Source organism: Ruegeria sp. SAZD013 (genome assembly GCF_059612525.1).
In genome coordinates, this window is the sequence record NZ_JBXWQT010000029.1 from 247,881 (window position 1) to 264,730 (window position 16,850).

20 protein-coding genes are annotated in these 16,850 nt (G+C 58.0%); all 20 read left to right on the plus strand.

The genetic code is table 11. From position 1 onward, the window contains the following. On the plus strand, positions 1 to 123 hold the full coding sequence (locus tag AC2FLU_RS16075) for a hypothetical protein (RefSeq protein ID WP_280923171.1): 123 nt from the start codon (positions 1 to 3) through the stop codon (positions 121 to 123). Beyond that, positions 123 to 1,346 (plus strand): NADH-quinone oxidoreductase subunit D, encoded by a 1,224-nt coding sequence (locus tag AC2FLU_RS16080; RefSeq protein ID WP_480476079.1) that lies wholly within the window; start codon positions 123 to 125, stop codon positions 1,344 to 1,346. The genes AC2FLU_RS16075 and AC2FLU_RS16080 overlap by 1 nt, the downstream gene beginning before the upstream one ends. Continuing rightward, positions 1,346 to 2,446, plus strand: coding sequence for an NADH-quinone oxidoreductase subunit NuoE (gene nuoE / locus AC2FLU_RS16085; RefSeq protein ID WP_480476081.1), 1,101 nt, complete (start codon positions 1,346 to 1,348; stop codon positions 2,444 to 2,446). The genes AC2FLU_RS16080 and nuoE overlap by 1 nt, the downstream gene beginning before the upstream one ends. A gap of 30 nt (positions 2,447 to 2,476) precedes the next feature. Then, a complete protein-coding gene (locus AC2FLU_RS16090; protein ID WP_209598087.1) occupies positions 2,477 to 2,698 on the plus strand; it encodes a DUF5337 domain-containing protein in 222 nt (73 codons plus the stop codon). A gap of 12 nt (positions 2,699 to 2,710) precedes the next feature. Continuing rightward, positions 2,711 to 4,009, plus strand: a complete 1,299-nt coding sequence (gene nuoF / locus AC2FLU_RS16095; protein WP_209504919.1) for an NADH-quinone oxidoreductase subunit NuoF — start codon at positions 2,711 to 2,713, stop codon at positions 4,007 to 4,009. A 5-nt stretch (positions 4,010 to 4,014) separates the two neighbouring features. Beyond that, a complete protein-coding gene (locus tag AC2FLU_RS16100; protein WP_480493845.1) occupies positions 4,015 to 4,431 on the plus strand; it encodes an MAPEG family protein in 417 nt (138 codons plus the stop codon). Positions 4,432 to 4,468: 37 nt separating this feature from the next. Then, complete coding sequence (locus AC2FLU_RS16105) at positions 4,469 to 4,819, plus strand: hypothetical protein (protein WP_480493846.1); 351 nt, start codon at positions 4,469 to 4,471, stop codon at positions 4,817 to 4,819. 98 nt (positions 4,820 to 4,917) lie between these two features. Then, entirely contained in the window at positions 4,918 to 5,322 is a 405-nt protein-coding gene (locus tag AC2FLU_RS16110; protein WP_480604374.1) for a DUF5333 domain-containing protein, read from the plus strand. A gap of 5 nt (positions 5,323 to 5,327) precedes the next feature. Continuing rightward, positions 5,328 to 7,349, plus strand: coding sequence for an NADH-quinone oxidoreductase subunit NuoG (gene nuoG / locus AC2FLU_RS16115; protein WP_496809152.1), 2,022 nt, complete (start codon positions 5,328 to 5,330; stop codon positions 7,347 to 7,349). Further along, positions 7,346 to 7,561, plus strand: a complete 216-nt coding sequence (locus tag AC2FLU_RS16120; protein ID WP_496809153.1) for a hypothetical protein — start codon at positions 7,346 to 7,348, stop codon at positions 7,559 to 7,561. Before nuoG ends, AC2FLU_RS16120 begins: the two co-directional genes overlap by 4 nt. Beyond that, complete coding sequence (gene nuoH, locus AC2FLU_RS16125) at positions 7,554 to 8,591, plus strand: NADH-quinone oxidoreductase subunit NuoH (RefSeq protein WP_117868407.1); 1,038 nt, start codon at positions 7,554 to 7,556, stop codon at positions 8,589 to 8,591. Before AC2FLU_RS16120 ends, nuoH begins: the two co-directional genes overlap by 8 nt. Before the next feature lies 1 nt (position 8,592). Next, positions 8,593 to 9,087, plus strand: coding sequence for an NADH-quinone oxidoreductase subunit NuoI (gene nuoI / locus AC2FLU_RS16130; protein WP_480554123.1), 495 nt, complete (start codon positions 8,593 to 8,595; stop codon positions 9,085 to 9,087). After that, positions 9,084 to 9,494 (plus strand): carboxymuconolactone decarboxylase family protein, encoded by a 411-nt coding sequence (locus AC2FLU_RS16135; RefSeq protein WP_170476531.1) that lies wholly within the window; start codon positions 9,084 to 9,086, stop codon positions 9,492 to 9,494. The genes nuoI and AC2FLU_RS16135 overlap by 4 nt, the downstream gene beginning before the upstream one ends. Then, positions 9,491 to 10,093 (plus strand): NADH-quinone oxidoreductase subunit J, encoded by a 603-nt coding sequence (locus tag AC2FLU_RS16140; protein ID WP_480516396.1) that lies wholly within the window; start codon positions 9,491 to 9,493, stop codon positions 10,091 to 10,093. The genes AC2FLU_RS16135 and AC2FLU_RS16140 overlap by 4 nt, the downstream gene beginning before the upstream one ends. Next, positions 10,090 to 10,578, plus strand: a complete 489-nt coding sequence (locus AC2FLU_RS16145; protein ID WP_480545722.1) for a hypothetical protein — start codon at positions 10,090 to 10,092, stop codon at positions 10,576 to 10,578. Before AC2FLU_RS16140 ends, AC2FLU_RS16145 begins: the two co-directional genes overlap by 4 nt. Before the next feature lie 4 nt (positions 10,579 to 10,582). Next, positions 10,583 to 10,888, plus strand: coding sequence for an NADH-quinone oxidoreductase subunit NuoK (gene nuoK / locus AC2FLU_RS16150; protein ID WP_005984024.1), 306 nt, complete (start codon positions 10,583 to 10,585; stop codon positions 10,886 to 10,888). A gap of 6 nt (positions 10,889 to 10,894) precedes the next feature. Beyond that, the gene (gene nuoL / locus AC2FLU_RS16155) at positions 10,895 to 13,033 is read left to right on the plus strand and encodes an NADH-quinone oxidoreductase subunit L (RefSeq protein WP_496809154.1); all 2,139 of its coding nucleotides are present in this window, start codon (positions 10,895 to 10,897) and stop codon (positions 13,031 to 13,033) included. Then, positions 13,033 to 14,577 carry an NADH-quinone oxidoreductase subunit M gene (locus tag AC2FLU_RS16160; RefSeq protein WP_480516404.1) on the plus strand — a complete coding sequence of 515 codons (1,545 nt, stop codon included), beginning with the start codon at positions 13,033 to 13,035 and terminating at the stop codon, positions 14,575 to 14,577. The genes nuoL and AC2FLU_RS16160 overlap by 1 nt, the downstream gene beginning before the upstream one ends. 15 nt (positions 14,578 to 14,592) lie before the next feature. After that, entirely contained in the window at positions 14,593 to 16,035 is a 1,443-nt protein-coding gene (gene nuoN, locus AC2FLU_RS16165) for an NADH-quinone oxidoreductase subunit NuoN (RefSeq protein WP_496809155.1), read from the plus strand. A gap of 55 nt (positions 16,036 to 16,090) precedes the next feature. Continuing rightward, complete coding sequence (locus tag AC2FLU_RS16170) at positions 16,091 to 16,840, plus strand: biotin--[acetyl-CoA-carboxylase] ligase (RefSeq protein WP_480476106.1); 750 nt, start codon at positions 16,091 to 16,093, stop codon at positions 16,838 to 16,840. The last annotated feature ends 10 nt before the right edge of the window (positions 16,841 to 16,850 follow it).

Below are 16,850 nucleotides of genomic sequence, written 5' to 3' on the forward strand. Positions count from 1 at the left end.
ATGATGGGTGAGTTGATCATTCTGGGCGCGTTAGGGGTTCTACTGGCCGGAGCTGCGGTCAAAGCGACCGAGGCGGAAAAGGTCCGGGTTCGGGCCGAAGCAAAGAAGAAACGAGGGCGGTGATGGACGGCTCAAGATACGATGACGGCAGCACGGACGCGCTGAGCGGCGAGCAGAAGATCCGCAACTTTAACATCAACTTCGGCCCGCAACACCCTGCGGCTCACGGAGTTTTGCGTCTGGTGCTCGAGTTGGACGGTGAAATCGTCGAGCGTTGCGACCCGCATATCGGCTTGCTGCACCGTGGCACCGAAAAGCTGATGGAAAGCCGGACCTATCTGCAGAACCTGCCGTATTTCGACCGTCTGGACTATGTAGCACCGATGAACCAGGAACATGCCTGGTGTCTGGCCATCGAAAAGCTGACCGGGGTCGAGGTGCCGCGCCGTGGCTCTCTGATCCGGGTTCTGTATTCCGAGATCGGGCGCATCCTGAACCACCTGCTGAACGTGACGACGCAGGCGATGGACGTCGGCGCACTGACCCCGCCACTCTGGGGTTTTGAAGAGCGTGAAAAGCTGATGGTGTTCTATGAGCGTGCCTGCGGTGCCCGCCTGCACGCCGCTTATTTCCGTCCGGGTGGTGTACATCAGGACCTGCCGCCGGAACTGCTGGACGATATCGAGGCGTGGAGCCACGAATTCCCCAACGTCCTTGATGACATTGACGGGCTGCTGACCGAAAACCGCATCTTCAAACAGCGCAACGCTGATATCGGCGTCGTGACCGAGGATGACATCCAGAAGTACGGCTTCTCGGGCGTGATGGTGCGCGGATCGGGTCTGGCATGGGACCTGCGCCGCGCGCAGCCCTACGAGTGCTACGACGAGTTCGAGTTCCAGATCCCTGTTGGCAAGAACGGCGACTGTTATGACCGCTACCTTGTCCGTATGGAAGAAATGCGCCAGTCGCTGCTGATCATCCGTCAGGCCATCGCCAAAATCCGCGAGTGCCCGGGTGACGTTCTGGCGCGTGGCAAGATCACTCCGCCGAAACGCTCGGACATGAAGACCTCGATGGAAAGTCTGATCCATCACTTCAAGCTGTACACCGAAGGCTTCCACGTTCCTGCCGGTGAAGTTTATGCCGCCGTCGAAGCCCCCAAGGGCGAGTTCGGCGTCTATCTGGTCGCTGACGGCACCAACAAACCCTACCGCGCCAAACTGCGCGCGCCGGGTTTCCTGCACCTGCAAGCCATGGACCACGTTGCCAAAGGCCACCAACTGGCCGACGTCGCCGCCATCATCGGCACTATGGACGTCGTATTTGGAGAGATTGACCGCTAATGCTCCGCCGTCTTCATCCCGAACAACCTGAAAGCTTTGCCTTCACCGCTGCCAACCAGCAATGGGCCGAAGCGCAGATTACCAAATATCCCGAAGGCCGTCAGGCCAGTGCGGTGATCCCTCTGCTGTGGCGTGCGCAGGAGCAGGAAGGCTGGCTGAGCCGCCCGGCGATTGAATCCGTCGCCGACATGCTGGGTATGGCTTATATCCGCGTGCTAGAGGTGGCCTCGTTCTACTTCATGTTCCAGCTGCAACCGGTGGGATCTGTGGCCCATGTTCAAGTTTGCGGAACGACCTCATGCATGATTTGCGGGGCCGAGGATCTGATCGCTGTTTGCAAGGAGAAGATCGCGGCCAAGCCACACGTGCTGTCCGCCGATGGCAAGCTGAGCTGGGAAGAGGTCGAATGCCTTGGCTCCTGCACCAATGCGCCGATGGCGCAGATCGGCAAGGATTACTACGAAGACCTGACCGCTGCGAGCTTTGGCAAGATCCTTGATGATCTGGTGGCGGGGAAAGTTCCGACGCCGGGCCCGCAGAATGGTCGCTATGCGGCTGAACCGCTCAAGGGGCTGACCAGCCTGACGGAGTATGACAGCGGCAAAACGCAGTACAACGCCAGCGTCGAACTGGCCACCGATATTGGCGATACGGTCAGGCGCATTGATGGGACCGAGGTTCCGATCCTGACCCCTTGGTTGGGCAAGGATGGCAAAGCGGCTGCGACCAAAGCTGCACCGAAGCCGCCCAAAGCGCCAGCCCCAGCGAAACCTGCTGTGAAACAGGCCGCTGAGGCGAAGGCAGCGCAAGAGGACCAGCCCGAAACACTGACAGGCGCGCGCGACGGCAAGGCAGATAACCTGAAACTGTTGAAAGGCGTAGGCCCCAAGCTGGAGCAGACCCTGAACGAGTTGGGCTTCTTCCACTATGATCAGATCGCAGCCTGGACGCCGGAACAGGTCGCATGGGTAGATGCTCGGTTGAAGTTCAAGGGCCGGATCGAGCGCGATGGCTGGATTGAACAGGCAGCCAAGCTTGCGGCGGGTGAGGAAACCGAATTTGCCAAACGTGCCAAGGAAGATGGCACTTACGAAGACTAAACGGGTGCCCCATCGGGGCATCGGGGGATGATGGACAAGGATAAGGATCAGGCCATAGCCCGAAAGGGCCGACATATCGGCATCGTCATTGCGGTGACGATGGTGATCTGGCTTGCCATGAACCTGTTCATTGGCCCCGCGCTGGGTTTGACGGCCCGGCACGCGCTGCTGTTTGATTTTGCCGCTCTGGCGGCATTCATTTATGCGGGTGTGAACATTTTTCAACTCTGGCGCATGCGTCAGGACAGCTGAAGGTAACGAATGATGCTTAAGGATCAGGACCGGATCTTTACCAACATCTACGGGATGCACGAACGCACGCTGAAAGGCGCGCAAGCCCGCGGGCATTGGGACGGCACAGCTGGCCTGATTGAAAAGGGCCGGGACTGGATCATTCAGACAATGAAGGATTCCGGGCTGCGCGGACGCGGCGGTGCGGGCTTCCCAACTGGCCTGAAATGGTCGTTCATGCCAAAGGAAAGCGACGGTCGCCCTTCCTATCTGGTTGTGAATGCCGATGAATCCGAGCCCGGCACCTGCAAAGACCGTGAGATCATGCGCCATGATCCGCACACGTTGATTGAAGGGTGTCTGATCGCCTCTTTCGCGATGAACGCGCATACCTGCTATATCTACCTGCGCGGCGAATATATCCGCGAGCGCGAGGCATTGCAGGCTGCGATTGACGAGGCCTATGACGCGGGGCTTCTTGGCAAAAACGCCGCTGGTTCGGGCTGGGATTTCGATCTTTTCCTTCATCACGGGGCAGGGGCTTATATTTGTGGCGAGGAAACCGCCCTGATCGAAAGCCTTGAGGGCAAGAAGGGTATGCCGCGGATGAAACCTCCGTTCCCGGCGGGCGCGGGGCTGTACGGATGTCCGACCACTGTGAACAACGTGGAATCCATCGCGGTGGTGCCGACCATCTTGCGACGGGGTGCGGATTGGTTCGCTGGATTTGGTCGTCAGAACAACGCAGGTACCAAGCTATTTGCGATCTCGGGCCACGTGAACAACCCTTGCGTCGTCGAAGAGGCGATGTCGATCCCGTTCGAACAGCTGATCGAAACCCATTGCGGCGGCATTCGCGGCGGGTGGGATAATCTGCTGGCGGTTATCCCTGGTGGATCCTCGGTTCCCTGCGTGCGCGGTGAAAACATGCGCGACGCGATCATGGATTTCGATTACTTGCGCAACGATCTGGGTTCGGGTCTGGGCACGGCAGCGGTGATTGTGATGGACAAATCCACCGACATCATCAAGGCGATCTGGCGCCTGTCGAAGTTTTACAAGCATGAAAGCTGTGGTCAGTGTACGCCGTGTCGCGAAGGCACCGGCTGGATGATGCGTGTGATGGATCGTCTGGTGCGCGGTGAAGCTGAGCTGGAAGAGATCGACATGTTGTTTGACGTGACCAAACAGGTCGAAGGACACACGATCTGCGCCTTGGGCGATGCGGCCGCCTGGCCGATCCAGGGCCTGATCCGGAATTTCCGGGAAGAGATCGAAGACCGCATCAAGGCTCAGAAATCGGGCCGTATGGGTGCGATGGCAGCGGAGTGAACGAGATGGAAGTGTTTGCAGAATATAGCCACGCAATTGCGTCGGTTGTGCTTTTCACGCTGGTTGTATTGTTTCTGGCGCCGTTTTCGGCACTGGCCAAACAAGCCAAGGGGCTGGCACCCGGTGCGACACCTGACCAGGATTATGCCGACAAGGCGTATCGTCTGAACCGGGCGTATCTGAACGGGACGGAGACACTTCCTGCGTTTGTGACAGTCATTACAGCGGCGATTCTGCTGGGCGTCAGCCCGTTCTGGGTAAACCTGCTGGCCTCGGTGGCGCTGGTTGCGCGCTTGGCGATGCTGGTGGTGCACTTGAAGGGGATCGGCAAGCCAACCAGCGGCCCGCGGACAATTTTGTATGTGATCGGATGGGCGTGCATGTTCGTGATCGGGCTTATGGCATTGGTCGCGGCGTTTTGATAGCGACGCTGCGGAACAGAAAACAAAGAGGGAAAGTATGAAGGCCCCCAAAGCCCTTATTGTTGCGCTGGCATTGGCTGGTGTTTCCGCTTGCGGTCTGGTTAAACCGTCGGCAGATCGGCTTTTGTTTGATGGCAAGTCGTTCAGAACCAAGGCGAAGGTGGTCGACAAGAAGACCTCGCCCGCGGACTTTACGGTTGTCGTCAAAGGCGTCTCTGCTTCACTCGATGGTGCGCGCGAGGCCGGACGTCATGAAGGAACCAAATTCTGCATCCAGAACTTCGGGTCGTCTCGGATTTCGTGGACGGTGGGTCCGGATACAGACCCGCAGAACCTTAGCATCAGCAATGATCAACTGACATTTGCAGGAACCTGCCAGCGGCCATGACCGGTGTTTTTCCATATCTCCGGTGGGCGGGCAGGGTGTTAATGCCTAGCAGCCGCGAACCGCTTCGTCTTGGACAGTCCAAGACGAAAGGAAAACCCATGTCTGTTACAAAACTAGCCGCCCTCGCATCGCTGATGGCCTTGCCGACGGTTGTAGAAGCAAAGCCGCCCTTGAGGGATGTCAAAGAGATCGACAACGAACTCTACTACATCGCCATTGCAAATGAGATTTCCGAGTTCTGCCCGTCGATCAGCGGGCGGCGATTGAAAGCGATCAGTGTGATGTGGGGACTGCGGTCCAAAGCGAATAATCTGGGGTACTCGGACACGGAAATCCGCTCATATGTCGAGTCGGATGCTGAAAAGGATCGGATGCGGGCCAAGGGCGAGGCTTATCTGGCGAAAAACGGCGTGTCCTACGACAACCCCAAAACATTCTGCTCTTTGGGGCAGAAGGAAATCCAAAGAAACAGCGCCATTGGCGTTTATTTGAGAGCGAACTGAGAGCCATGTCTGACCTCCGCAAGATCAATATCGACGGGCAGGAAATCGAAGTCGAAGGTGCGATGACCCTGATACAGGCCTGTGAGCAGGCCGGGGTCGAGGTGCCGCGTTTCTGCTATCACGAGCGTCTGTCGATTGCGGGAAACTGCCGGATGTGTCTGGTTGAAGTGGTGGGCGGACCGCCGAAACCGGCTGCATCCTGCGCGATGCAGGTACGCGATCTGCGCCCGGGGCCAGAAGGGCAGCCACCGGTGGTCAAGACGAACTCTCCCATGGTCAAAAAGGCCCGCGAAGGTGTGATGGAGTTCCTGCTGATCAACCATCCGCTGGATTGCCCGATCTGCGATCAGGGCGGCGAATGCGATCTTCAGGATCAGGCGATGGCTTATGGCCTGTCCGGTTCGCGGTTCAAAGAAGCCAAGCGCGCGGTTGATGATCTGGATCTGGGACCGCTTGTGGGCACGGCAATGACCCGCTGCATCAGTTGCACCCGTTGCGTGCGCTTTACCACCGAAGTCGCTGGGATTACTCAGATGGGTCAGACAGGGCGCGGTGAGGATGCCGAGATCACCTCGTATCTGAACCAGACGCTGGATTCGAACCTTCAGGGCAACATTATCGACCTGTGCCCGGTTGGGGCGCTGACCTCGAAACCTTATGCGTTTACGGCACGCCCGTGGGAATTGACCAAAACCGAAAGCATCGACGTCATGGACGCGCTGGGATCGAACATTCGTGTCGATACCAAAGGGCGCGAGGTGATGCGCTTCCTTCCGCGGAATCATGACGGAGTGAATGAAGAGTGGATCAGCGACAAAACCCGCTTTGTCTGGGACGGGTTGCGGCGTCAGCGACTGGACAAACCTTACATCCGCGAAAACGGCAAGCTGCGCCCGGCCTCATGGTCCGAAGCTCTGACCAAGGCCGCAGAAGCGCTGAAAGGTGCTGAGAAGCCAGCCGGTATCGTCGGTGATCTGGTACCGGTCGAGGCCGCATTGGCATTGAAACAGATGATCGAAGGGCAAGGCGGAGTTGTTGAGTGCCGCACCGATGGGGCCAAGCTTCCGGTCGGGAACCGTGGCGGATATGCCGGGACCGCCGCGATTGAAGTCATCGATACGGCCGAGCGTATTCTTCTGATTGGCACCAACCCGCGCGATGAAGCACCGGTTTTGAACGCGCGTATCCGCAAGGCGTGGGCGCACGGGGCCGAAGTCGCTTTGGTGGGTCCAGCGGTCGATCTGACTTATGGGTACCATCATGTGGGCGATGATCGCGCAGCGCTGCAAAAGGTTGTCGACATGGGCGGCGACGATGAAATCAGGGGTAAACGCTCGCTGGTCATCGTCGGGCAGGGAGCGCTGCAGGAGGCGGACGGAGGAGCTGTTCTGGCTGCCGCGCAAACAATTGCCGCAAATACGGAAAGCGGCCTGATCATTTTGCACACTGCGGCGTCGCGCGTGGGCGCGATGGATGTGGACGCCACCAACGATGGCGGCATGGAAGCAATCAATGCTGCGGATGTGATCTATAACCTTGGTGCGGATGAGGTCGAAATCGGCGAAGGCGCCTTTGTGATTTATCAGGGCAGCCACGGGGATCGGGGCGCGCATCGCGCAGATGTGATCCTGCCGGGCGCGGCATATACCGAGGAAAACGGTCTGTTCGTGAACATGGAAGGCCGCCCGCAACTTGCGATGCGCGCCGGGTTTGCGCCTGGTGAGGCCAAGGAAAACTGGGCCATCCTGCGTGCGCTGTCGGCTGAACTGGGGGCGACACTCCCCTATGACTCGCTTGCGCAGTTGCGCACAGCCTTGATCGAGGCGGTTCCCCATCTGGCCCGCATCGACGAGGTGATCGAGAATGAGGTTCAAGCGCTGGAGGCCGGGTCTTTGGGCAAGGCGACCTTCCGCAATGCGATCAAGGATTTCTATCTGACCAACCCGATCGCACGGGCCTCGCAACTGATGGCTGAGCTTTCAGCGCAGGCGCAAGCCCGCAAAGCTGAGAAGATTGCGGCGGAATGAACAAAAGCAGTTTCATATCGCAAACCAGCGCTGTGGTCGGGTGGCACCTGACTGCGCTGGAAATGTGCGTGAAACGAAAGAAAAAGGGTGGCGCAATGGCGGCAGATGCTGTTTACACCAACGCGCCGACCCAGCCGCAGTTTGCGCAGGCATCTGGCCTTTGCATCGCGCGCGAAAAACGGAATACCCACGGTGTGAGGACCAATGGCTGAATTCTTTAACACCCCCGGCGGAATAGCCATCATCATTCTGGCGCAAGTGCTTGCTGTTGTTGCCTTCGTGATGATCTCGCTGTTGTTCCTTGTTTATGGCGACCGCAAGATCTGGGCCGCTGTCCAGATGCGCCGCGGCCCTAACGTGGTCGGCGTTTACGGTCTGCTGCAATCGGTGGCGGATGCGTTGAAATACGTCGTCAAAGAGGTCGTGATCCCCGCGGGGGCCGACCGCACGGTTTTCATCCTCGCGCCGCTCACCTCTTTCGTGTTGGCGATGATCGCCTGGGCGGTGATCCCGTTCAATGATGGCTGGGTCCTGTCGGACATCAACGTCGCAATCCTCTATGTCTTCGCCGTGTCCTCGCTTGAGGTTTATGGCGTGATCATGGGTGGTTGGGCGTCGAACTCAAAGTACCCGTTCTTGGGCTCGTTGCGCTCAGCCGCGCAGATGATCTCATACGAGGTTTCCATCGGTCTGATCATCATCGGTGTGATCATCTCGACCGGGTCGATGAACTTTGGTGACATCGTCCGCGCGCAGGATGGGTCGTTCGGCTTCTTCAGCTGGTACTGGCTGCCGCATTTCCCGATGGTCTTTCTGTTCTTCATTTCGGCGCTGGCCGAGACCAACCGACCACCGTTTGACCTGCCCGAAGCGGAATCGGAACTGGTGGCGGGTTATCAGGTCGAATATTCGGCCACACCCTTCCTGCTGTTCATGGCCGGTGAATACATCGCGATCTTCCTGATGTGCGCGCTGACCTCGCTGCTGTTCTTCGGCGGCTGGCTGTCGCCAATCCCGGGCCTGCCCGATGGCGTGTTGTGGATGGTCGCCAAGATGGCGTTCTTCTTCTTCATCTTCGCGATGGTCAAGGCCATCACGCCTCGCTACCGCTATGACCAGCTGATGCGATTGGGCTGGAAAGTTTTCCTGCCGTTCTCGCTGGTTTGGGTGGTCTTTGTGGCCTTTGCGGCGAAATTCGACTGGTTCTGGGGCGCATTCGCCCGTTGGAGCGTAGGAGGCTGATATGGCAAACATCGATTACACCCGCGCTGCCAAATACTTCCTGCTGCAGGATTTCTGGGTCGGCTTCAAACTGGGGATGAAGTATTTCTTCGCTCCCAAGGCCACCCTGAACTATCCGCACGAAAAAGGCCCTCTGTCCCCGCGGTTTCGCGGTGAACACGCCCTGCGCCGCTATCCAAACGGTGAAGAGCGCTGCATCGCGTGTAAACTGTGCGAGGCGGTCTGCCCGGCACAGGCCATCACCATCGATGCCGAACCCCGCGCGGACGGCAGCCGCCGCACCACGCGCTATGACATTGACATGACCAAGTGCATCTATTGCGGCTTCTGCCAAGAGGCATGCCCGGTTGATGCCATCGTCGAAGGCCCGAACTTTGAATTCGCGACGGAAACCCGGGAAGAGCTGTTCTACGACAAGGAAAAACTCCTGTCGAACGGCGAGCGCTGGGAAGCCGAGATCGCGCGCAATCTGGAACTGGACGCACCGTACCGATGAGTGACAGCCCGACAAATCCGTTCGAGCTGATGATGAAGCAAGCTCAGGACATGGCCAAGGCGATGAACCCGGCGATGGAAAGCTTCTCGCCCAAGGGGTTCGAGGCGCTGTGGCCAACCATGCCCAAAGAGGTCATGGAGATGATGTTCGGCAACACCGTCAACAAGGACGGGCTGGATGCCAAAACGCGTCTGCTTCTGACGCTGGCCGGGCTGACCTGCCAGGGTGCGCAGGCGGATTCGGCCGTGCGCCAGACCGTGCGTCATGCGCTGGAAGCGGGCGCGAAGAAACAAGAGATCGTGGAAACGATCGGTCAGATGTCGGTCTTTGCCGGCATCCCGGCCATGACCCGCGCGCTGGATCTGGCGCAAGAGGTCATGGGCGACAACGAGGATGAGGATCAATGACCGTCTTTGCCTTCTACCTGTTTGCCATCAGCGCCATCACCGGCGGGCTGTTCACGGTGATCAGCCGCCAGCCGGTGCACTCGGTCCTGTGGCTGATCCTGGCGTTTCTGTCCTCGGCAGGGCTGTTCGTGCTGCTGGGGGCCGAGTTCGTGGCGATGCTGCTGGTCATCGTCTATGTCGGCGCGGTCGCGGTTCTGTTCCTCTTCGTGGTGATGATGCTGGACGTGGACTTTGCCGAGCTCAAGGCCGAAATGGCGCGCTATATGCCGCTGGCCCTGCTGATTGGTCTGATCATCCTGATGCAGTTTGTCATGGCTTTCGGGGCGTGGGACAGCGCACAGGGTGCTGCGGCCAATCTGGCCCAGCCGGTCCCGACAGACCGCCACAACACCGAGGCGCTTGGCCTCATCCTTTACGATCAATATTTCCTTCTGTTCCAACTGGCGGGCCTGATCCTGCTGGTGGCCATGATCGGCGCCATCGTTCTGACGCTGCGCCACCGCAAGGACATCAAACGTCAGGACATTATCGGCCAGATGATGCGTGACCCGGCCAAGGCGATGGAGTTGAAGGACGTGAAACCGGGGCAGGGGTTGTGAAAATTAACTCGGGCATATTCGGCTTAGCATTGGCAAGCGTACCCTTGTCTGCAGTCGCGTTTCCAATAGCGGAGTGCGACGGCCAACCGTTATTGTCACATCATTGGATTGCAACCGAGCACCAAGTAATCGGTGACGGAGTTTTAGCGTTCTACGAAGTTGGCGGTCTTTGCGACGACGAACTGGGATGCACGGAATCGGAATTTCTAAAAATTTCAGCTTGCGAGACCGGGCAAACACTTAGAGTCGTGACGCGACTCAACAGGGAATACGACAACACATTGTTGGATCGGACTGACGAGGCTAGTGACTCCCTACAAAAACTAGCCGAAGTCGATGCAAGCCATTCGTGGGAATCTGTGAAAGCGACCTTTGTGCGGAGAGCTTTCCAAGTCGAAGAATACACGGAATCGAAAGAAAACTGTGCCTGCGCGGCGGCGTTCCCAGAACTTCGCAACGGGAAAGAGAAATTCGAGGGACTATGAGACGATGATCGGACTTGAACACTACCTCACGGTCGCGGCGACGCTGTTCGTCATCGGCATCTTCGGTCTCTTCCTGAACCGCAAGAACGTCATCATCCTGCTGATGAGCATCGAACTGATGCTGTTGGCGGTGAATATCAACCTTGTGGCGTTTTCCAGTTTCCTCGGCGATCTGGTCGGGCAGGTGTTTACGCTGTTCGTGCTGACCGTTGCGGCGGCCGAGGCGGCGATTGGTCTGGCCATTCTGGTCTGTTTCTTCCGCAACCGCGGTACGATCGCGGTTGAAGACGTCAATATGATGAAGGGGTAAGGGAACATGGAAACCACCATCCTCTTTGCCCCGCTGGTGGGCGCGCTGCTTTGCGGGTTCGGCTGGAAGTTCATTGGCCAGAAAGCTGCCATGTGGACGGCGACGGGCCTGCTGTTCCTGGCCTGTCTGCTGTCCTGGATCGTGTTCTTCACCTTCGACGGGCACACGCAGCAGATCGAGATCATGCGCTGGATCGAAAGCGGCTCGCTTTCGACAAGCTGGGCCGTCCGTCTGGACCGACTGACGGCAATCATGCTGATCGTTGTGACGACCGTCTCGGCGCTCGTACACCTGTATTCCTTCGGCTACATGGATCACGACCCGCAATGGCGCGAAGGCGAAAGTTATAAGCCACGTTTCTTCGCCTATCTGTCCTTCTTCACTTTCGCCATGCTGATGCTGGTGACGGCGGATAATCTGGTGCAGATGTTCTTTGGCTGGGAGGGCGTCGGCGTCGCCTCATACCTGCTGATCGGGTTCTATTATCGCAAGCCTTCGGCCAATGCGGCGGCAATCAAGGCCTTTGTGGTCAACCGGGTTGGCGACTTTGGGTTTGCTCTGGGCATCTTCGCGCTGTTCTTCCTGACCGACAGTATCAACTTCTCGGATATCTTTGCCTCTGCTCCTACGCTGGCAGAAGAGAAGCTGCATTTCCTGTGGGGGGAATGGACCGCGATCGAAGTGATCTGCGTTCTGCTGTTCATCGGTGCCATGGGTAAATCGGCGCAGTTGATCCTGCACACGTGGTTGCCGGACGCGATGGAAGGCCCGACGCCTGTGTCAGCGCTGATCCACGCTGCGACCATGGTGACCGCAGGCGTCTTTTTGGTCTGCCGCATGTCCCCGCTGATGGAGTTCGCACCGGGCGCGACAGGGTTCATAACTGTTCTTGGGGCCTCGACTGCGTTCTTTGCGGCTACTGTTGGTCTGGTTCAGACCGATATCAAACGTGTCATCGCGTATTCGACCTGTTCGCAGCTAGGCTACATGTTTGTGGCGGCGGGCGTGGGCATGTATTCGGCGGCGATGTTCCACCTGTTTACGCATGCCTTTTTCAAGGCGTTGTTGTTCCTTGGGGCCGGTTCCGTGATCCACGCGATGCATCACGAACAGGAGATGACCGAATATGGCGGTCTGCGCAAAAAGATCCCCTACACCTTCTGGGCGATGATGATCGGTACCCTGGCGATTACCGGTGTTGGTATCCCGCTGACCACCTTTGGTTTTGCCGGTTTCCTGTCAAAAGACGCAATTATCGAGAGCGCCTATGCGGGCGGATCAAGCTATGGCTTCTGGTTGTTGGTCGTCGCTGCCGCGTTCACCTCGTTCTACAGCTGGCGTCTGATCTTCCTGACCTTCTATGGCGAGCCGCGCGGCGACAAGCACACGCATGATCACGCACATGAAAGCCCGATGGTCATGCTGGTGCCGCTGGGTGTACTGTCGCTGGGTGCGGTATTCGCGGGCATGATCTGGTACGGAAACTTCTTTGGCCATGCGGATAAGGTCGGCAAATTCTACGGTATTCCGGTTGCAGAAGCCTCAGAGCATGCCGAGGCCAGTGATCACGCGGCGGCGGATGCGTCGCACGGCGAAGACAGCCATGCCGATGACAGCCATGCTGATGACGCCGCGCATGGTGAGAATGCCGCAGAGGGCGGGGACCACCATTATGTGTTTGCGGGCGAGCCGGGTGAAGGGGCGCTTTATATGGCGCCGGACAACCACATTCTGGACGATGCGCATGCGGCTCCGAAATGGGTCAAGGTTTCACCATTCGTTGCGATGGTGCTTGGCTTTATCGTGGCCTATTGGTTCTACATCGTGAACACGTCTCTGCCCGCACGTCTGGCAGCAAACCAGCGTCCGCTGTACCTGTTCCTGCTGAACAAATGGTATTTCGACGAAATCTACGACGCGATCTTTGTCAAACCCACTGTCGCCCTTGGCCGGTTCTTATGGAAACGCGGTGACGGCAACACGATTGACGGCTTCCTGAATGGGGTTGCTATGGGCGTGATTCCCTTCTTCACCCGCCTCGCAGGCAAGGCGCAGACCGGGTACATCTTTACTTACGCCTTCTGGATGGTTTTGGGCATTGCGGCCCTTGTCACCTGGATGTCGATCGGCGGAGGCGCACACTAATGGACAATATCCTATCTATTGTCACCTTTATCCCCGCCATCGCAGCAGGCATTCTGGCGCTGTTCCTGCACGGCAGCGACGTTGCAGCGCAGCGCAACGCCAAGTGGATTGCATTGCTGGCGACAACTGTGACGTTTCTGGTGTCAATTGGCATCTACACAGGCTTTGATCCTTCGAACACCGGTTTCCAGATGGTGGAAGAGGGTGAATGGCTGATGGGCCTGAAATACAAGATGGGTGTGGATGGAATCAGCGTTCTGTTCGTGCTGCTGACCACTTTCATCATGCCGCTGACCATTCTGGCCAGCTGGAATGTGACGGACCGCGTCAAAGAATACATGATTGCTTTCTTGCTGCTGGAAACGCTCATGCTGGGCGTGTTCATGGCGCTGGACCTGGTGCTGTTCTACCTGTTCTTCGAGGCGGGTCTGATCCCGATGTTCCTGATCATCGGTATCTGGGGCGGCAAGGATCGTATCTATGCCAGCTTCAAGTTCTTCCTTTACACCTTCCTTGGCTCGGTGCTGATGCTGGTGGCCATGGTCGCAATGTATGCTGACGCGGGCACCACGGATATCGAAGCGCTGATGGCCCATCAGTTCGCATCCGAGAGTTTCAGCGTGTTGGGCATCTATGTCACCGGCGGTATGCAAACGCTGATGTTCCTGGCCTTCTTCGCGTCTTTTGCGGTGAAAATGCCGATGTGGCCGGTGCACACCTGGTTGCCCGATGCGCACGTTCAAGCGCCGACGGCGGGCTCGGTCGTGCTGGCCGCGATCCTGTTGAAGATGGGCGGCTACGGCTTCCTGCGGTTCAGCCTGCCGATGTTCCCGGTTGGCTCGGCGGTGATGACTGATCTTGTGCTTTGGATGTCAGCTATAGCGGTTGTTTATACCTCGCTGGTGGCACTGGTGCAGGAAGACATGAAAAAGCTGATCGCGTATTCCTCGGTCGCGCATATGGGCTTTGTCACGATGGGCATCTTTGCAGCGAACCAGCAAGGCATTGACGGCGCGATTTTCCAGATGCTGAGCCACGGGTTCATCTCTGCCGCGCTCTTCCTCTGTGTCGGCGTGATCTATGACCGGATGCACACCCGCGATATCGAGGCTTATGGCGGTCTGGTCATCCGGATGCCCGCCTATGCGCTGGTCTTCATGCTGTTCACCATGGCCAATGTCGGACTGCCGGGCACCAGCGGGTTTATTGGTGAGTTCCTGACACTCATGGGTACATTCCAGGTTAACACCTGGGTGACTGCAGTTGCGGCGACCGGTGTGATCTTCTCGGCAGCCTACGCGCTGTGGCTCTACCGTCGCGTTGTCTTCGGGGATCTGATCAAGGAAAGCCTGAAGGCGATGACCGACATGAGCTCGCGCGAGCGGCTGATTTTTGCCCCGCTGATCGTGATGACGATCCTTCTGGGCGTTTACCCGTCACTGGTGACCGATGTGATCGGCCAATCGACGACGGCACTCATTTCGAACTATGACACGGCTCTGGCCGCGGCTAAGGCTGCGACCCAGACTGCCGCTTCGCATTAAGGGAGCTTTGGAGACATGATCCAGGCTGATCTGACAATTATCCTGCCGGAAATCGTTCTGGCGATCTATGCGATGGCGGCTCTGTTGGGGGCTGTCTACACCTCGAAAGACGGGCTGGCTTCGGTTCTGGTCTGGACCACGGCGGGCCTGATGGCGGTTCTGGCGATCTGGATCGCTACCCAGGGCAGTGGCACCAACGTAGCCTTCAATGGCATGTTCGTGGATGACGGGTTCGCGCGTTTTGCCAAAGTTGCCATCCTTTTGTCGGCAGGTGCCGTGCTGGTGATGAGCCAGGAATACATGGCGCGCCGGGGTCTGCTGCGCTTTGAATATCCGTTGCTGGTGGCCCTTGCAGCCGTCGGTATGATGATGATGGTGAGCGCGGGCGATCTGATGTCTCTTTACATGGGACTCGAGCTGCAATCCCTTGCGCTGTATGTTGTTGCCGCGCTGCGTCGTGACAGCGCGAAATCAACCGAAGCAGGGCTGAAATACTTTGTTCTGGGCGCTCTCAGTTCAGGTCTGCTGCTGTATGGTGCTTCGCTGGTTTACGGGTTCACAGGCACGACACTGTTCTCGGGCATTATTCAGACGGTCCATCATGGGGATGTCTCGGTTGGTCTGTTGTTTGGCCTGATCTTCCTGATTTCGGGTCTGGCATTCAAGGTTTCGGCTGTTCCGTTCCATATGTGGACACCGGATGTCTATGAAGGGTCGCCGACGCCAATTACGGCCTTCTTTGCCACCGCCCCGAAAGTCGCGGCAATGGCCTTGTTTGCACGCCTGCTGCATGACGCCTTCGGAGGTGTGGTCAAAGACTGGCAGCAAGTGATCGTTTTGCTGTCGGTGCTGTCGATGCTGCTGGGGGCGGTTGCCGCAATTGGTCAGCGCGACATCAAGCGACTGATGGCGTTCTCGTCGATTGCCCATATGGGCTATGCGCTGATCGGTCTGGCGGCAGGCACCGAGTTGGGTATTCAGGCGATGCTGATGTATCTGGCGATTTACGTGACCATGAACATCGGCACGTTTGCGTTTATCCTGATGATGGAACGCGACGGCAAACCCGTCACTGACATTGATGCGCTGCGCCAGTATTCCAAACGTGATCCGGGCAAGGCCCTTGCTGTTCTGATCCTGATGTTCTCGCTTGCCGGTGTGCCACCGATGCTGGGTTTCTTTGCGAAGTTTGGTGTTTGGCGGGCTGGTGTAAGTGCCGATTTGACCGGCCTTGTTGTAGTTTCAGCCATCGCATCGGTAATTGGCGCCTTCTATTACCTGCGGATTGTGTTCTACATGTATTTCGGGGCCGAGAACGAAGACCCGATTGAAACGCGGTCGACACCCGTTCTGTGGGTCGCCCTGATGGGGTCCGCGGCGCTGATGCTGATCGGGGTCTTCTATCAGTTTGGGATCGAGGGCGCGGCAGCGGCTGCGGCGGCAACTCTTGTCAACTGAACGTTTTGCACAATCTGAAAGAGGGGGCTCGGTCGCGTGACCGGGCCTTTTTGATATGACCAAGTGGCCACAAGGCTATGGCCTGCACGAGGTGCAGGAAGTTGATAGCACACTCAACGAAGCAGCGCGGATTGCCCCCAATGCCCGTGGTCCTGTGTGGATCATGGCGCATCATCAGACGGCTGCGCGTGGGCGACGCGGACGGTCATGGGCCAACCCTATGGGCAACCTTGCCGCGACCCTTTTGATGCGCCCTGAAGGTGCTCCAGAACAGGCGGCTCTGCGCAGTTTTGTTGCGGCACTGGCTCTGTTTGACGCTTGTGTCTCTGTGACGGGGCGTGCGGCGGGGCTGTCGTTGAAATGGCCCAATGACGTACTACTGAACGGTGGCAAGCTTGCTGGTATTTTGCTGGAAAGCGCCGGGCAGGGGCGTGGTGTGGCGTATCTGTCCATCGGTATTGGTGTGAATCTGGCCAACGCCCCAGACGCCGACGCGGTGGAACCGGGCGCGGTCCGACCTGTCTCTCTTTTGTCGGAAACCGGTGCAAACGTCACGCCCGAGGATTTTCTGACCGAGCTTGCTTCAGCCTATGCCAAATATGAAACTCAGTTTGTTACCTACGGGTTCGAACCCATTCGCACCGCGTGGCTGTCCCGTGCTGCCCGGCTGGGCGAGGTTATTACGGCCCGTACCGGCACGTCTGAGACGGTTGGGACCTTCGAAACGGTAGACGCAGGCGGTAACCTTGTCTTAAACACCGCCAAAGGCCGCGTGAGCATTCCTGCGGCGGATGTCTATTTCTGAAAGGGGCGCA

What these genes read in the sequence shown, in the direction of transcription:
- AC2FLU_RS16075 (WP_280923171.1), top strand. Translation starts at nt 1, where the DNA reads ATGATGGGTGAGTTGATCATTCTGGGCGCGTTAGGGGTTCTACTGGCC.
- AC2FLU_RS16080 (WP_480476079.1), top strand. Translation starts at nt 123, where the DNA reads ATGGACGGCTCAAGATACGATGACGGCAGCACGGACGCGCTGAGCGGC.
- nuoE (WP_480476081.1), top strand. Translation starts at nt 1,346, where the DNA reads ATGCTCCGCCGTCTTCATCCCGAACAACCTGAAAGCTTTGCCTTCACC.
- AC2FLU_RS16090 (WP_209598087.1), top strand. Translation starts at nt 2,477, where the DNA reads ATGGACAAGGATAAGGATCAGGCCATAGCCCGAAAGGGCCGACATATC.
- nuoF (WP_209504919.1), top strand. Translation starts at nt 2,711, where the DNA reads ATGCTTAAGGATCAGGACCGGATCTTTACCAACATCTACGGGATGCAC.
- AC2FLU_RS16100 (WP_480493845.1), top strand. Translation starts at nt 4,015, where the DNA reads ATGGAAGTGTTTGCAGAATATAGCCACGCAATTGCGTCGGTTGTGCTT.
- AC2FLU_RS16105 (WP_480493846.1), top strand. Translation starts at nt 4,469, where the DNA reads ATGAAGGCCCCCAAAGCCCTTATTGTTGCGCTGGCATTGGCTGGTGTT.
- AC2FLU_RS16110 (WP_480604374.1), top strand. Translation starts at nt 4,918, where the DNA reads ATGTCTGTTACAAAACTAGCCGCCCTCGCATCGCTGATGGCCTTGCCG.
- nuoG (WP_496809152.1), top strand. Translation starts at nt 5,328, where the DNA reads ATGTCTGACCTCCGCAAGATCAATATCGACGGGCAGGAAATCGAAGTC.
- AC2FLU_RS16120 (WP_496809153.1), top strand. Translation starts at nt 7,346, where the DNA reads ATGAACAAAAGCAGTTTCATATCGCAAACCAGCGCTGTGGTCGGGTGG.
- nuoH (WP_117868407.1), top strand. Translation starts at nt 7,554, where the DNA reads ATGGCTGAATTCTTTAACACCCCCGGCGGAATAGCCATCATCATTCTG.
- nuoI (WP_480554123.1), top strand. Translation starts at nt 8,593, where the DNA reads ATGGCAAACATCGATTACACCCGCGCTGCCAAATACTTCCTGCTGCAG.
- AC2FLU_RS16135 (WP_170476531.1), top strand. Translation starts at nt 9,084, where the DNA reads ATGAGTGACAGCCCGACAAATCCGTTCGAGCTGATGATGAAGCAAGCT.
- AC2FLU_RS16140 (WP_480516396.1), top strand. Translation starts at nt 9,491, where the DNA reads ATGACCGTCTTTGCCTTCTACCTGTTTGCCATCAGCGCCATCACCGGC.
- nuoK (WP_005984024.1), top strand. Translation starts at nt 10,583, where the DNA reads ATGATCGGACTTGAACACTACCTCACGGTCGCGGCGACGCTGTTCGTC.
- nuoL (WP_496809154.1), top strand. Translation starts at nt 10,895, where the DNA reads ATGGAAACCACCATCCTCTTTGCCCCGCTGGTGGGCGCGCTGCTTTGC.
- AC2FLU_RS16160 (WP_480516404.1), top strand. Translation starts at nt 13,033, where the DNA reads ATGGACAATATCCTATCTATTGTCACCTTTATCCCCGCCATCGCAGCA.
- nuoN (WP_496809155.1), top strand. Translation starts at nt 14,593, where the DNA reads ATGATCCAGGCTGATCTGACAATTATCCTGCCGGAAATCGTTCTGGCG.
- AC2FLU_RS16170 (WP_480476106.1), top strand. Translation starts at nt 16,091, where the DNA reads ATGACCAAGTGGCCACAAGGCTATGGCCTGCACGAGGTGCAGGAAGTT.